The sequence below is a fragment of the Paenibacillus sp. Root444D2 genome, from assembly GCF_001426375.1.
GTDB lineage: Bacteria > Bacillota > Bacilli > Paenibacillales > NBRC-103111 > Paenibacillus_E.
In genome coordinates this window covers 1-16039 of record NZ_LMEO01000020.1, presented here as the reverse complement: position 1 = coordinate 16039, position 16039 = coordinate 1, and the positions used below count along the sequence as shown (strand labels likewise).

The following is a 16039-nucleotide window of genomic DNA, read 5'->3' as shown; positions in this document are numbered from 1 at the left end:
TCGCCTCCATCTAAACATATTTACGCCTGCAGGATCATGATACTCTTGGGTTCGAGCTCAATATCACCACTGACGCTTAGATCGCACAGCAGCTCCTTCTGCCCGTTCTTCCCTATATTCATTTTTTGAATTTGATCGCTGTGGTTCATTACAAAAGTAAACCGAACCCCGTCTTTTTCGCGCTGTGTGACCTCAACTCCCGGCGGTGCCTCGTACAAATGGGAAATCCCTACGCGTTCACATAAAGCCTTTATCCATTGCTGCATGAATTCCCTACTTGGATCAGTGGCTGCATACCACGCCTCACCCTTCCCGAAGCGATGATAGGTCAAGGACGGTGATCCCTGATAAAAATCTCTGCCGAATTCCGCAAGCGCTTCCGCTCCCTCAAGATGAACAATTTCGCATACTAATCCGCATTCATACGATCCTTGAAGTTGTCCAAGCTCCTGCTTCATAACCATAAGGTTTCTTTGATCCGGAAAAAGAACGTCGATCTCCTCCACCCAGATGCCCAGAAGCTTACGAAGCTCACCCGGATAACCACCCGGTGTAACCAGATCATTTTCATTCGCTATCCCGCTATAAAATGAAGTTACGAACGTCCCGCCATCCGCCACAAATCGCTCCAGCTTTTGAGCGTAACCAGGTTTAACCATATACAAAAGCGGGGCTAGCACCAGATCGTATTGACTTAAGTCTGTATTGACATGTATAAAATCGACTTGAATATGATTCTCGTAAAACGCGTCATAATATTTCTGGATTTGATCCAAATACTTGATATAGGCTGATGGCCCGCCCCCTAGCTCAACAGCCCACCAATTATCCCAGTCAAACAGGATACCGATTCTGCTCTTCACACGCGAGTCCAACAGACGATCACCCAACTGCTGCAATTCCTTGCCTAGCTCCGCACATTCCCTAAAGACTCGGGTGTTCTCGTGACCCGCGTGATCAATGACGGCTCCATGGAATTTCTCATAAGCGCCAAGGGAACGGCGCAGTTGAAAGAACATCACCGACTCCGCCCCGCGGGCTACTGCCTGATAGCTGCGGAGCCGCATGACGCCAGGTCTTTTGACAGGATTCACCGTTTTCCAGTTAATCACACTCGGACTTTGCTCCATTAGCATAAAGGGAGCACCGTCTTTCAAGCCGCGCATGAGATCGTATCGGAGCGCCATGTAGCTTTCCGGCGTATGGTTCTCGATGTAAATGTCCAGTGCCGCAATGTCCAAGTGGGGCGCCCATTTGAAATAATCAAGCGGCTTGTAGGTCCCGTTCCCTTGGAAGTTGGTCGTTACGATCGCATCGGGTATTTCCTCTTTAATGGCGTTGTATTCAATGAGATAACAGTCCAGCCAGCTGTCAGAATTAAATCGATAAAAATCGAGTGTGATGCCTTGAAAAGCGGTTTGATCGGAATTCCCACCTGATAAACCTTCGCTTAACGCGCTAGGGAGTACAATTTCATCCCAATCGTAAAAAGTGTGTCCCCAAAAACGGGTATACCATGCTTGGTTCAACTGCTCTAAAGTACCATATCGCTTCTTCAACCATTCCCGAAACGCCTCTTCGCAATTGTCGCAATAGCAGCGAATCCCGATCTCATTATTTACATGCCACAGAAGTAAAGCCGGGTGATTCTTGTACCGCTGCGCCAGCTTCCGCGCCATTAGCCCGGCATAATGACGGAAGGTCGGACTATTCGGACAAGAATTGTGTCTTCTGCCGTATTTTCTTCTTTTTCCATCGGAGGTCACGGTCAGAATGTCCGGATATTTCTTCGCCATCCAAGCCGGATGAGCAGCCGTACTCGTACCCATGCATACGTGGACTCCGTTTTTATGCAACTTATTCATGACTTCATCAAGCCAATCGAAACTAAAAGTCTCCTCATCCGGCTGATTCAAGGACCATGAAAAGACATTGAGCGTTGCGATGTCGATTCCTGCCAATTGAAACAGCCTTATATCTTCATCCCATACTTCCTTCGGAAACTGCTCAGGGTTATAATCACCGCCAAATAGAAATTTAGGGAACTTGCGGCTGATCATAGGTTCACCCCCTGTTTCGATATCGGTGCGGACTGCTCACGGTCTTCCATTTGAAAAGGCCCCGGTTGTCGTTTGCTCAGTTTCATCGGAGTCTGATCTCTTGTGGAAAAAGGCTTCAGCCGTAATGAAAACGTAGTGTCCACCGGATGAATTAAATACGCATCGAGCGGAGGAGCTTCCCCGCAGCTATGATTGCCGAGCGGTGCTTGGCGATAATCCATATTCACAATGGTTTCTTTTAGACGGATTAAATCAAAGGTATGCTTCGCTTTGGTCAAATTGTCGGTGGAATAATGACTCACGCTGACATCCAGCTTTGGCATTCCGCCAATAAACAGACCAGTTCCCAGAGCGTTCGTTACTGCCGCCCAACGCACATCCGCTTTATTGCCATTTTCCTGCGGCTTAATATATGGGACGAATTGATCTTGTACTGATCCGCTGTACACGTCGAGCCGCCCACTTTCTTTCCGATCGATATAACACTCGTGCGGGCCGAGGCCGAACCACGAAAATTGATCGAGACCGCCAGGCATAGCCATTTGTAATCCCAACCGCGGCAGCGGGGGAAGTCCTTCTCGTGGAATGACGCGGGTCTCGATGATGACATCACCAGATCCGTAGATGGTATAGGTCATCCATGTTGTAAAACAGTTTCCCAGACCAGCCGCGCCAAGCGTCGACTTTACCGTAATTTGCGCAGCGTGCTTTTGAAGTTGAATCGACATATCGTGCATGCGATGAGTCAGTGCATCGAATCCAGCCTTCTTCCACTCTTTCGATTGACGTGAGTCGTTATCGATCGTTGCCCGCCAAATATGTACTCTTGGACCGGCAGATAATAGCGGTATACCGTTATATTCAAGTACGGATAGTTCACCCCAAGCTTTGCTCCATTCCATGGTGAAATCGTTCCCTTTTATCCGAAGAAACCTATCCGTTTCCGAAGATAGCAAGCTAGGCATCACTTCCAATTTAATGGAAGGAACGACCTGCTGTGTGACTGGAATCGGCAGATCGGCCCAAGCAATTTCATGCCCTTGCGGCGCCCAACGAGAAGCTTCCAGCAAAGCAAATCGGATATGTAGCCAATACTCGCCGCTTGATTGCCCGAATTTCTTTTTCCAAGGGATAAAGACGGTAGCCTCTCCTCTGGCAGGCACATCAAGTTCAGGCAGTTCACCCTGTTCCACTATTACGCCATCGCACAGAATGGACCAAGAGCCAACAAGATGTTCAAGGGAAATAAAGTCGTATCGATTTTGAATTTTCACGATTCCGGCCCGTACATCGACCGGCTCTACTTTCACTGGTTCGATCACCTTTTTAAACTCAAGGAGCGAAGCCTTAATTTTCCTGTCAGGGAATAACAATCCGTCTATACAAAAATGTCCGCTGTTCGGATGATCATTGAAATCACCGCCATAAGCGTACCATTCTTCACCTGAATCGAGCTTTTGCCGGATTCCGAGATCCGCCCACTCCCAGATCAGGCCGCCTAACAATCGTGGATATTTGTAAATGGCATCCCAGTATTCCTTCAAATTGCCGACGGAATTGCCCATGGCATGGGCGAATTCGCACATCAGGAAAGGTCTGGGATCGGATTTCTCCCCCTCTTCGATCAAAGCTTCCAAGGATGGATACATGCAGCTGACAATATCGACCATCGGAGCATTCTTGGCACGTTCATAATGAATGGGGCGCGTGGGATCGGCCTGACGTACCCATTCAGCCATGGCGTCATGGTTGGGACCGTAACCCGATTCGTTCCCGAGTGACCAAATGATGATGGAAGGATGATTTTTATCCCTTTCCACCATCCGTACGGCGCGATCGAGGAACGGCTTTTTCCACTGGGGGTCTTCGGCCAAATGGCTTTCGTTGTCAATAAAGTGGCACCCGTGAGTTTCTAGATCCGCTTCGTCGATCACATACAGCCCGTAACGATCGCACAAATCAAGCCAACGTGTATCGTTCGGATAATGGGAGGAGCGAACAGCATTCATATTGTGTTGTTTCATCAAGCGTATATCTTCGATCATGGATTCGTAGGGAATGGCACACCCGAAATCCGGATGGAATTCGTTGCGGTTGACCCCTTTCAAAATCACCGTCTTGCCGTTGATGAAGAGTTGACCGTCCCGGATGGCGATGTCTCGAAATCCTACAACCACACTCCCCGCCTCCAGCAAATTCCCCTGATCATCCTCCAGATTTAATAAGAGAACGTATAAATTCGGCTCCTCTGCCGACCATTTACGCGGAGCTGAGACGGCAATTTCCAAATCAAGCGCGTTCTCCTCGTTCTCTCTCAGCAGCAAGGAAGCTAAGACGGTTTCTTCGTTAACGGATTGTCGTTCTTCGTCCAAAAGCAATATCCGTAATGTATGTTTACCGGAATCTAAGTCCGCATAATTTTTCACGTTAAGCCGCAGACCGATCACGGCGTCTTCGTGATTTTCATAGAAACGGGTTTGTACCGCAATATCACGGATATGGACATGAGGGGTTGCTTTGACATAGACATCCCTGAAGATGCCGCTCAACCGCCATTTGTCCTGATCCTCCAAATAACTGCCGTCGCTCCACTTATATACCTGCACAGCAACTATATTTTCTCCCGGGTGCAGCAGCGAGGTGACCCGAAATTCCGAAGGCATGTGACTGCCCTGTCCATACCCAGCGAATTGTCCGTTCACCCACACATGAAAGGCCGAGTCGACCCCTTCGAAGACAAGAAATACTTGCCGGTCATCCCACGAATCGGGAATGATAAAACTTCTACGGTAACACCCAACCGGATTATCATTCGGCACATGCGGCGGGTCGATCGGAAAAGGATAGTAGCTGCTGGAGTAATGCGGACGGCCATATCCATGCATCTGCCAATTGCCAGGCACAGGTATCTTATTCCAGTCATCTGTCGAGAAGGACGAATCATAAAAACGTTCAGGAGCCTGGGATGGACTCTCTGCATAATAAAATTTCCAATTGCCGTTCAATGATTGGAAATAAGGCGAGGCAGCTCGTTCGTGGTCGAGCGCTGTCTCCACATCGCCGTACGGAATAATTCCGGCATGCGGAGGCTCCATATTCCGCCGCAGAATCTCAAGATTTTCCCAATCCGGTATGGCTTTATTGTTCACGTGATTGTCCCCCATTCTTCTCTATCACTCAACTGCATCTCGGAATCGTAAGGCATTATGCAGAACAAGCGCAGTCACCCAGGATGGATTCCATTTGTTACTATGTCCCCGGTGATGCCAATTCGTTTGGAAAAAGCCTTCCCCCTGTTCGCCAACCACGGTAAAATTCCATTCTCCAGGTTTCGTACAAATTCCCTGTCCCATGGCATCGAAAACCATTCGTCCTAAACGCTCATATAGCGTTTTGCCAGTTAAACGACCAAAATTCCAAAATTCGAAGGTCGGAAAAAACACGTCAAGATGATGATTCTGCACACTGACTCCCGGCCATCCGGTGGCGGTAAACCCCGCGTTCCTGAACTGTGACCCCCGATCAAACACGGGATTCCACATATAAACGTAAGTAAGGATCCAATCCCCTGAAATTTCGGCCCATTCACAGTAGCGCTCATTTTTTGTTAAGACATATAATTCATAAGCGGCCAGGAAGAAGTACATGCCAGCTTCCTTATCCTCGCAGTTCGCATCGAGCGTTGAGCGTGCAAACGGCCGTTCGAATGTCAAGGCGTGCTGCTCATAATAACGCTGCATCATCGTTTCGGCAGCATCCAAATACCGCTTTTCACTTGTAACCCGATAAGCCTTCACTACTGCAATCAGGCAAGGCAATCCAGCTGCTGTAATCCTATCTTCTGCCGAACTGCCATCCAGCAGCCAAGCTGCCGGATAAATACCGGACTGTAGGGTACCGCTGAGAAAGAAATCGGCTGATTCATGCAGAGCCTCCACCCAGGAATCGGGAACTTCCCTGCCCATTCCCCGGAACAAAAGAATGATTTCCGCCAAATCGGCTATGCTTTCCCCGAGAGCACGACTGGAAACAACAGCCTGTTTGTTCCAGTTGAAGTCATCCCATTGCCCTTCCGCGAGCCGATACGCGCCATGTCTGATACCGGCAACATCGGTTCGGCTTTCGCGCAAATAAAAGTCGACGGCCTGTTCGCAATGGGAGATCCGGTCTTCCAGGCCTTGGATAAACCCTAACTTGGCGTCGCACCATGCCAGCTTTAAGCATTGTCCTGTCCACCCGTACATATAGTGCAGCGGACGTTTAGAAACGTTGCCGAACTCATTTGAATCGGAAAATTTCACATATCCGGCGGCGCCATGTTCGTCAGTCCTCCATCTATCGTCCAGAGCGTTCTGCTTCAGCTGGATCATCTCTTCGAGTGAGTGCGGCTTTGCCCCTATCGGCGCAAACAGCTCCAAGCCTTTGCGAACGATTTCGCGGAAGCCCTGCCCGTGATGATCAGCAGCTCCCCAATCCAGAGCGTATTGTTTGGTTAATGACAACCCAGGTGTGAAGTCCAAATAGCCGCCGTGATAAGGCCCTGTTTTGTTTTTACCCACATAATACAAATCCTTCTCGCCATTAAACATCAAGACTCCGCTCATCGCTGCCAGCATAGTCCGGTCTTCCTCTTGGATTGCTCCAAGTGAGCCGTAGTGCACGACTCCATCCGCTCTTTCCATGTACGTAGGTACCGAAAATAAGGAGAAGAAGCGGGCTTCGGCGGCTTCCGTCCACTCCACATTCACGCAAGGGATCGGCAATCGGTGTTCTTCGCAAATAAATCCTTTGTCAGGTCCTAGTCCAAGACGAGGGACAACCCGGCTCGGATCAGCGGAAGGATTGTTGTTATAGATCATGTGGGGAATCGTAACTATTTCCTTACTCCACCTTGGCCGTACGAATAGGAATCCCGCAGCGACTTCATGCAGCGTTCGATCCGTCCGATTTTCCCAAGTCGCGTTTATTTTCAATAAATGATGTTCGTCGAAGGCTAGTTCCATCGTGAAGGTTAACGCTTCCATTTCCCCGCGAATTCGGATCAAATCCGGCTCGGAGGTGATTTGTACATCCTCTAACTGCACAAATTCTGAACGCCATGGTCTTCCGAAGGAACAAATGAACATCTCATCCAAATGTCCCGTGAAATAAGGGGACTGCTCGCTATCGTTTCGCAGAATGAGCTGTGCTCCATTACTTGTGTCCGCTATTTCTGCCCGCTTTTGCTTGTCTCGGCTAACAATGGCGTACAATTATCGTCCCCTCCTCTCTCGTTCAATAAGGAAATCAAGAATCTATCTAGCGTTGGGTTAAATCCCACTCTCCCCGACAACGGTAAGCATACGAAGAAGATTTGGCCTTTTCCGAGCGTTTTCTTTCCCACTACAGGAAGCTTTTGTTTACCACACGGTTCGACCTGAGTGTCGTAGGCGAACACAATCGGTTCGATCCCTTCTCCTTGCAGGTAACAATTGGTTATCCCATCTATCCTGTCGTTCGTCAAATGATAAAAATAGGAGAAATCGTCCGCTTTCATCCACTGCAAGTGCTGGTCATCGGTCTGAACGGCTAAGGTGTACATCCCACGTAATTTGACCGTTCTGACCGTCGTATTTTCGATATCCCAAGAGTCACTGCCTGGACCACGTAGAATCAAAACGGCTGTGGCTCCACTTTGGACCTTCTCGAGGATGGATGTCCGATGGCGATCAAATACTTCTTTCGAAGAAACGACAAGCGAGCCCTCTTTATGCGTATCTCCGTTATAAGATTTGCCTTCTATGTGTAGCAAGGAGCATAGCAGCTCCGATTCCGCATCTAGAAAAGCGATCTTATGCGGTTTCGGATGTCTCATTTTTGCAAATGCCTCGAAAGAAAATCTTTCCTTATTTATCAATTTTCCGTTTTCATCCAGCAAGCAAGCATCCATGTACAAGTTCTGTCTATCTGATATCGATGGAACCGAAAAACTGATCGTACCTGCATATCTGGACATCGCCTTAGGCACAGGGCCTGTCATTTCATAATTGCCGTAATCCCGATTATCATCCCGAAGCGTAACGACGACACGGCACCGGTCATAATCCTTCGCTGTATCGTTCAATAGCCACGCTTCTATTTCCAGCGTTTCTCCTTCATATACCTTCCACCTGTCGCACCTTAGATGGATGCGTACCGGTTCCAGGCTTTCCTTATACGTGAAGTACGCCGGTTTCGGAATTCGGTCGACGCCAACGAGAGCTTTCATCCAGCCGGCAGGCCATGCGTCAATCAGCAGGTGAATGGCGGTGGAAACCACCAAATCGGCCCTTCTGCGCCATGCGTCTGTCATCAGCTTCGTCCCCAAACATTGATGCTTCTGACTCGCCTCGACCCACTCTCGAATCGTATGCTGCTCCGCGTACCAATCTCGATGCAGACCGTAGGTTTGGGCTCCATTAATTTTGTTTGGCAGCCAATGCTCATTCTCAGAGGATGGAAGCCATTCTTTCGGATAACGATTCATCATCAACTGGACATTATCCAAACCTTCCGTGCCATACTCGCCGCACCCCGCCTTCCAACCCGCCCTAATCGAGGGAAGAAAACCTTTGTACATTTTACCTACTGAGATCGTATTGTTCGTATACCACATGTTATAACAATGAAAATCGGGCAGTCCTTCATGGGTAGGAGGATTGTAATCCCCATCCGCGTTTTTGACTACACGATCAGGATTTTCAATGAAAATCGCCTGTCTGGCGGCAACGAAAAAGGCTTCCAATTCGTTCCGGTGCAAGTGACGGTGGCCTTTTCGCCTCTTTTCCGTACGTGAAGGTTCATTAATCAGCGATACCATAATCGAAGATGGGTGACTGCGGATCAGTCTCTCCATCTCAGCCGCTTGCCGGACTCCCTCGACAAATTGGTTGCGGCGGATAAATCCGAACGTTGGGAGATCGCATTGATGCATCATGCCGAGCATATCGAAATAGTCATATATTTCTTCCTGAACAGGACGCTGTGTGATGCGGTAAAAGTTCAAATGGGCAAGTTTCGCGATCAGAATATCGTCAATTAACTGCTCGTAATCGTTGTTCATGACACATTGCTGCAAGTGCCCCATTTCATTGGCGCCTCTTAACATAATCAGTTGGTTATTAAGATACAGTGTTCCTTTGGGGGTGTCCTTTTCGTCCATATGAAATTTCCGCATGCCAAAGGTGCGGTCTTGAATATCCATACATTCCGTACTGTTCTTTACTTGAGCGCGAGCTATATACAAGAAAGGAGTTTCCGGCTCCCACATCCGGAATGACAGTAAATCCACCTTGTAGCGATAGTAATTGAGACCTGGACCGGCGTATGCCACTTGAAATGAAATGGGCCGGATTCCTTGACCGGTGAAGTTTTTCGGCAGGATTTCAAGCATCAATTCGAAGTTTTCCTTCAGCATATTCGTCGTATTCATCAAATCAATCCATACTTCCACGAAGCCGTCATCGATATTCGGACGAACAAAAATGTCCTGAATAAACAACGTCGACCGATCTTCCAAATAGACAGAATTGTATATGCCGGCACCTGGCGGACAGTGGCTCCAGCCGCTATTTGAATCGTCCCATCCCGGGCCTGTAGCAGCATACATTTTATCCCCGTCCAGCTTCGTGCCTCCTACCCCCATCATCGGATAATCGTTAACCACTTCAACGACCAGTGTATTGAGGTCCTGCAGCAAATCAGTCACGTCAAATTCAAAAGGAGCAAAGAACCCTTCATGGCTGCCAATACACTTGCGATTGAGATATACGGTCGCTTTATAGTCAACCCCTTTAAATACGAGGTAGACTCTCTTTCCTTCGGGAGCCGGAGCATGCGGAAATTCACTGCGGTAAAACCCCGTCCATTTGCCGTTTTCTCCCGTCGGTCCGCGGAAATCAGGAACCATTACCGATTCCCAATCCCCTGCTCCTTCCAGCACATTCGTAAAGTTGGCGTCCTCAGACGTTTGATAGCGAAATTGAAACTCCTTACATGCTTGTCGGTTGCGGCGCATGGTGGAGGAGGGAGCCAAATTTCTCATAAATGGGCGATACTTCTCACGCAGCAGCTTCAACTCTTCATGGAAAATTGCGATTTGTTCCTCGTAGGTGTGATGAGATACGTTCGTCGCTTTTTCCGATCCCGGAGTGAAATATTTTTTTTCATAAGCCACGGGAGGAATCTCCCGCAATTCGTCTTTATTTCCGGGATGTTCGCGAAAGGCAATCTCCGCAAACGGATCCTGATGTTTGTTTTGCTCCAAACTTATCTCCCCCTATTCCGAAACCTTAACGCTTGGATTCGTTTCATACAGCTGCGATTTCAAAATCGAGTGTATACCCGTCCCTATCCTTTGGGTACATCCTCACTTCTGTAGTGCCAAAGCGCTGCATCCAGCAGCGTTCCTCCCCCAAAAAGGGTTCGACGATTTCTTTCACTCGTTCATCCAAAAAATCGTTCGTGACGATCCACCTTCCGAAGCCCATTTTTCCACTGTTCCTTAGCTTTTCCGGACAATTAGGAGGCAGCAGCCATTCTGCGATCACGACGACTCCCCCATCTTCCGCCCTTTTGATGACAGCAAACAGTGTTTCGGCGGAAAGCGAGGAGCCTCCAACCATAACCAATTTCGGTCGTCCCAATTGATCTACGCTGACTTTATCGTCAAATGCAAGGACATTTCTAACCGGAAAAAATAACGGATGCACTCTTCTTCCGTCGCTTGAAACATACCCTTGTTCTAACGGGAATTGTTCGTATGCTACATCTCTTTTCAATTCGTGTCTTGGAAAGTCGTAGCCTGGGATATGCATGCAGCTGCCATGAGCTGGTATCGTTCCTCGGCTGAGCAAATGCCAGATGTGAAACACACTTTGGGAACCGCCAAAATTAGCGAGTGTCCTATTGCCGAACAATCTTTCATTTTGACCGTAATTACCGTCATCCGAATGAATGATTGCGATATCCGGATTCGCCTGTGAATGGTGCCAGGTCAACGGATGTTCAGGGATAAATTTACGGACAAACTCTTTCCATACTTCACCAAATTCGGTTGTTTCAAATCCAGTTTGACGGTGTTTCATCAAAACATCGATATTTTCCACGAACAAATGAGATGGTCCCATCAAGTAGCCCATTTTCAAAGCAGATTCAAATTCCTGCGGAGAGTGACCGGGAAATCCTTGAAAGCGGGTGAACCACTCTCCCGTATCCGGCCCCCACAAATCGGCGCAAATCCATAGCGCTCTGTCATATTGTTTGGCCGCTCCCAATGCGGTGGATAGCTGCAAGGATTGAAACGATTCCTTCATAATCTTGGGGCAGATGTCCATTCCCGCTCTGGCAAATGTGTGGAACATGGTAGGAAACACATGCTCCGCAATCAAAGGCATGGAACTGCGGGGTGATCCAAATTGCTCCAAGACGCTATGTACATGCTGGACATGGGACATAACCGACCGCTCAACCTTGTCGCGCGACTCTTCCAAATTCATATCATCGGTGCTGCCCCAATGCGGAAACCAACCATCATGCCGATACTGTCCTGCGTTTATTTGCAGATGCTCCGGTTCATCGTACAGCAGTCCAATGCACCGACCTGAGCGCGCTGCTTGCATAATCGTCTCATCGGGCACGTCGTACCGGTTCGTTCCTTCCGTCCAGGGCCCATTAATGTTTCCATATTCGTTGCCGAGACAAATGTCTAATCCCGCTTCCGCGATATCTGCCAAGAGCTCTGAATGCCCTTTCATTTCTGGAATCACATGATGAACATAAAAGTCCGCTTTCAATTCGCGCAAGGCGTGTAGAAATTCAACAGGCTCAGGCTTTGGGTCTTGAGACGGACAAATACTTCCCGTTCCCGTCCGCATAATAAGCTCTGAAGCTTCCCCAGCCCACGGATCCTGATATGCAACAACAGGACCCTGTATCCCCAATTTCGGTTTATGCGTCATAGACATTCTTCACGTCCTAACTGCGCTTTCAAAGGATTTTCGGATCAAATCCAAACATTCCGCTACTTCTTCCGGCTTTGCATGCTCCAGAATCAACGGGACATCCGGTAATTGACTGGCGAGCAGCGCTGCATACACGCTCCAATTCGCTTGTCCCGCCCCTACCCTAGGCGTTGTAAATACTCCATCACGGTATAGTGCGTCTTTGGCATGCGCAATCGGAGAATGTGGAGCAATGCTGTCGAAAATGTTTGCCATAGCCTCTTCCTGGCGGCTCAAATCTTCTTGCGTCAAATAATTGAATGGATCCATAATGAGAGCCAGCCCTTCGGTTCCAAGCTGTTCCATCAAACGGACACCATGTTCCGGAGTCGCTAGCACATTAAGCGCAAATCCTTCGATCAACAACATGGCATCGTTTTTAACTGCCCGGTTCCGCAAACGGTCAATGATTTTCAGCAGCTCATCCCATGCTTCAGGCGTCCGGTTTCCTTCAAAATCACGCCAAGCGTTAGTAGGGTGAAGGCTTCCCGTTTCCGTCGCGATATACCGTGTATCGTAAGCCGAACATAGGTCGATCATCTTCTCGAGCTGTTTCAACTTGTCTTCACGCTTCTGAAGGTTAGGATTCAGCAAATTGGTGTAACCCGATAAACCTACGACGGAAATCCCCTTGTTTTCGAAGATGGTACGGATTTTTTCAGCACGTGTCAGTGAAAAAGGCTCATCGTCCATCACGTGCATAGCTTGCTTCGGGTCGATCTGCACATAAGTCAACCCGTGTTTGCTTGCGTCTTCGGCGATTGCTTCCGCGCTCCAGCCTAGATATATGTAACTCATGAAACCGAGTCTGTTCATGACTAATCGCTTCCTTTCAACACGTCCGTTCTTTCAACTACACATCCTTCTTGACTGGAAATGACCATTGCAGTCGTCATAGCGATAGTCTGCAAGTTATCTTCCGGAGTAACCGGCGGGCGCTCGCCTTCCTCCATGGCAGTCATGAATGAGATCATAGATCCTGCGAAAGCGTCAGGGAACCAAGTTCCTTTCAGTTTGATCTCATGCACGACGTTTTTGTGTTTGTTGAGCGCCATATAGAGCGTATCCTGCGTACACCAGAGGCTTCCTTCTGTCCCGTCAATCCACCATGTGTTGCTATGGGAACGGCTTGCTTTTGCAATATTGTTAAAATGAAGCGAAGCCATGAGCGGGTTTCGTCCGCCTTTCGGACCAAACTCAACGTTTGCCGAATAGATCAGCGGGTCAACCGCGTTTTGCCGCTTCAACTGAGCTGTCGTGCAGTGTACCCGGGACCACTCTTCTTCGGGATTAGGGTTAAAATATCGGCACAAATCCACATAGTGGACCCCGTGATCGACAATATTGAAATTGTTCATTTTCGTCCACCACCAGCCAGCTTGGTCTTGAAAGGAACGCATATCATGGTGAATGCTGTATACCTCGCCGATGAGATCCTGCTCAAGAACCATCTTCAGCGCTCTATGAGCCGGGGCCCAGCGAGCCTGTTGGTTCACGCCAAGCACGATACCCAGCCGATTCGCCTCTTGATTAAGCACCTGAGCATGCTCCAAATCCAACGCTAACGGTTTTTGGCATAAAACAGGCCGAGGCGCCTTGCCGATCAGTTTCAGCACTTCCATTCTCGGTTCAGGATGGATCGCTAAATCGATAATCCCAACTTCATCATTTTGCAATAGTTCATTAACATTGGTCGTCCAATAGGGAATATCAAATTTTTCCGCTGTAGCGCGAGCCGCTTCCTCGTTGACGTCGCAGACAGCCGCAATATGCAATCCATACTTACGATAGGCGGGTAAATGCGCCGTATTCGCGATGCTCCCGCAGCCGATCAAGCCGATTCCGTATTTCTTCAAGTCCGGTATATTTTGCTTTCTCGGCAAATAATCCTCTGGTCTAATAAATTCCATGGTATCACCTCTTAATTACTACATTACATCACTACGAAAAAACATTTATAGGCTGTTCATGCTTTTTTTAGGGATCATTCGACCACAATGATTGGATAGTTTTGATGGTGTAATATGTGCCTATGGATTCTATCTTCAGGGGTTATTTGATGGGAATTTTTGGATGGCTGCTACTGTACTGCATCTTTTCTTTCAAGATTCCATTCTGTTACTCCATGCGAGCTAGGTTGCCGATTACAATGGCCTTGTCTTACCTATTCCAAAAATATCAAAAGTTTCAAGTAGCATTATCTTTAAGCTTTGTGCTATAATTTTTTAATAGACATACGGTTGTGAAGCACACGCCGCTGCCCGGTTTCAGGTTATCCTGACTGGGGAGCGGCTTTATTTTTTCCTAAGGAGGTATGGTGTTTGAAGGTTGAACTTGCTTATTCGGAATTTATAAGACACCATGTAAAGTCGCGAAAAGGTGAAGCGCGGAGGCGTTTGACAGAAGGACTCGGTCATGCGGAAAAGTTATTTTTGGAGCACGTATGGTGGACCGCCTTCTCAAACTTTGACAATCTGGTGCCTGAGTATGAAATCCAAGACTTCCGCGACGGTACACGATTTATCGACTTTGCGTTCATTCGCGAGCACGTCAAGTTGGCAATCGAAATCGACGGATACGGTCCACACTTGCAGAATATTACGCGCTCTCAGTTTTCCGATCAATGGATCCGGCAAAATCATTTGCTGCTAGATGGCTGGAAATTGCTTCGCTTCTCCTTCGATGATGTAAAAGACAAACCGAGAATGTGCGAGCAAATGATCCATCAATTCATGGGAAAATGGTTTGGAACCAGTCACTCTGGTCAGTACAGCAGTTGCTCCTTCGAAGATAAAGAAATTATTCGTATGGCGCTTCTCAGCAATAGAAAAGTAAAACCGAATGACATATGTTCAGCGCTAAATGTTGAACAGCAAAAAGCGCGCAGCCTGCTCCACAGCTTACTCTCAAGGGGAATACTCATCCCAGGCGGACGCGGCAAGCAAAGAATACACATCTATCATTTATCACATTCCATTACAGCAGAGTTCTGCGACTTGTGACAAAATGATGAAAAGGAATCGTTACAGCATAGGAACACAGGGTGCGCTCCCTCGCAACGATGTAAAACATCGTTACAGCGCAGGAACACAGAATGCGTTCACTCGCAACGATGTAAAACATCGTTACAGCACAGGAACGCAGGGTGCGTTCACTCGCAACGATGTAAAACATCGTTACAGCATTGGAACACAGGACTGCGTTCACTCGCAACGATGTAAAACATCGTTACAGCACAGGAACACAGGACTGCGTTCACTCGCAACGATGTAAAACATCGTTACAGCACAGGAACGCAGGGTGCGTTCACTCGCAACGATGTAAAACATCGTTACAGCACTGGAACGCAGGGTGCGTTCACTCGCAACGATGTAAAACATCGTTACTGCATAGGAACACAGGATGCGTTCACTCGCAACGATGTAAAACATCGTTATAGCACAGGAACGCAGGATGCGTTCACTCGTAACGATGTAAAACATCGTTACAGCACAGGAACACAGGACTGCGTTCACTCGCAACGATGTAAAACATCGTTACAGCGCAGGAACGCAGGATGCGTTCACTCGCAACGATGTAAAACATCGTTACAGCACAGGAACGCAGGATGCGTTCACTCGCAACGATGTAAAACACACTAAGCATGCATCAAACCTAACATCGTAGAATAGTTTAATTGCGATCAAAGGTTATCCACAAAAAATAACATATTATTACATCTGGACTTTATCCATTTGNCTAAGCATGCATCAAACCTAACATCGTAGAATAGTTTAATTGCGATCAAAGGTTATCCACAAAAAATAACATATTATTACATCTGGACTTTATCCATTTGAGCAAAAATAGCAACACCTATTAAGTTGACGTGTTTCTCCAAAAAAAAATTGGATATTTGGCTGTTTGTTATTGCCTTAGTTCAGAATGATCCGCTGCGGTTCCATCATCACTTGCCGACTA

9 protein-coding genes are annotated in these 16039 nt (G+C 47.9%); 1 reads left to right on the top strand and 8 read right to left on the bottom strand.

Annotated features, from left to right (window positions below; all coding sequences use genetic code 11):
• Window positions 1-20 precede the first annotated feature (20 nt).
• The 7 genes from ASD40_RS13385 to ASD40_RS13355 are packed head-to-tail and all read right to left on the bottom strand — an operon-like array spanning window position 21 to window position 13989.
• A complete protein-coding gene (locus ASD40_RS13385; protein ID WP_057303766.1) occupies window positions 21-2060 on the bottom strand; it encodes a beta-galactosidase in 2040 nt (679 codons plus the stop codon).
• Window positions 2057-5209: a glycoside hydrolase family 2 TIM barrel-domain containing protein gene (locus ASD40_RS13380; RefSeq protein ID WP_235549253.1), complete on the bottom strand. Its 3153-nt coding sequence runs from the start codon at window positions 5207-5209 to the stop codon at window positions 2057-2059. Before ASD40_RS13380 ends, ASD40_RS13385 begins: the two co-directional genes overlap by 4 nt.
• A 24-nt stretch (window positions 5210-5233) precedes the next feature.
• On the bottom strand, window positions 5234-7312 hold the full coding sequence (locus ASD40_RS13375; protein ID WP_057303764.1) for a hypothetical protein: 2079 nt from the start codon (window positions 7310-7312) through the stop codon (window positions 5234-5236).
• Window positions 7267-10344, bottom strand: coding sequence for a glycosyl hydrolase 2 galactose-binding domain-containing protein (locus ASD40_RS13370; RefSeq protein WP_235549252.1), 3078 nt, complete (start codon window positions 10342-10344; stop codon window positions 7267-7269). The genes ASD40_RS13375 and ASD40_RS13370 overlap by 46 nt, the downstream gene beginning before the upstream one ends.
• A gap of 43 nt (window positions 10345-10387) precedes the next feature.
• Window positions 10388-12043, bottom strand: coding sequence for a hypothetical protein (locus ASD40_RS13365; RefSeq protein WP_235549251.1), 1656 nt, complete (start codon window positions 12041-12043; stop codon window positions 10388-10390).
• A gap of 3 nt (window positions 12044-12046) precedes the next feature.
• Complete coding sequence (locus ASD40_RS13360) at window positions 12047-12895, bottom strand: sugar phosphate isomerase/epimerase family protein (protein ID WP_057303761.1); 849 nt, start codon at window positions 12893-12895, stop codon at window positions 12047-12049.
• Window positions 12896-12897: 2 nt separating this feature from the next.
• Complete coding sequence (locus ASD40_RS13355; protein WP_057303760.1) at window positions 12898-13989, bottom strand: Gfo/Idh/MocA family protein; 1092 nt, start codon at window positions 13987-13989, stop codon at window positions 12898-12900.
• A 411-nt stretch (window positions 13990-14400) separates the two neighbouring features.
• Here ASD40_RS13355 and ASD40_RS13350 point away from each other — a divergent pair, with 411 nt between their 5' ends.
• Window positions 14401-15081 carry a hypothetical protein gene (locus tag ASD40_RS13350; RefSeq protein WP_057303759.1) on the top strand — a complete coding sequence of 227 codons (681 nt, stop codon included), beginning with the start codon at window positions 14401-14403 and terminating at the stop codon, window positions 15079-15081.
• 201 nt (window positions 15082-15282) lie between these two features.
• On the opposite strand, the gene ASD40_RS37170 is transcribed toward ASD40_RS13350, so the two are convergent.
• Window positions 15283-15561 (bottom strand): hypothetical protein, encoded by a 279-nt coding sequence (locus tag ASD40_RS37170; RefSeq protein ID WP_156389995.1) that lies wholly within the window; start codon window positions 15559-15561, stop codon window positions 15283-15285.
• Window positions 15562-16039: the final 478 nt, after the last annotated feature.

Bases quoted from the DNA above. Each gene is read 5' to 3' on its own strand.
- ASD40_RS37170 (WP_156389995.1), bottom strand. From the start codon at position 15,561: ATGTTTTACATCGTTACGAGTGAACGCATCCTGCGTTCCTGTGCTATA.
- ASD40_RS13355 (WP_057303760.1), bottom strand. From the start codon at position 13,989: ATGGAATTTATTAGACCAGAGGATTATTTGCCGAGAAAGCAAAATATA.
- ASD40_RS13360 (WP_057303761.1), bottom strand. From the start codon at position 12,895: ATGAACAGACTCGGTTTCATGAGTTACATATATCTAGGCTGGAGCGCG.
- ASD40_RS13365 (WP_235549251.1), bottom strand. From the start codon at position 12,043: ATGTCTATGACGCATAAACCGAAATTGGGGATACAGGGTCCTGTTGTT.
- ASD40_RS13385 (WP_057303766.1), bottom strand. From the start codon at position 2,060: ATGATCAGCCGCAAGTTCCCTAAATTTCTATTTGGCGGTGATTATAAC.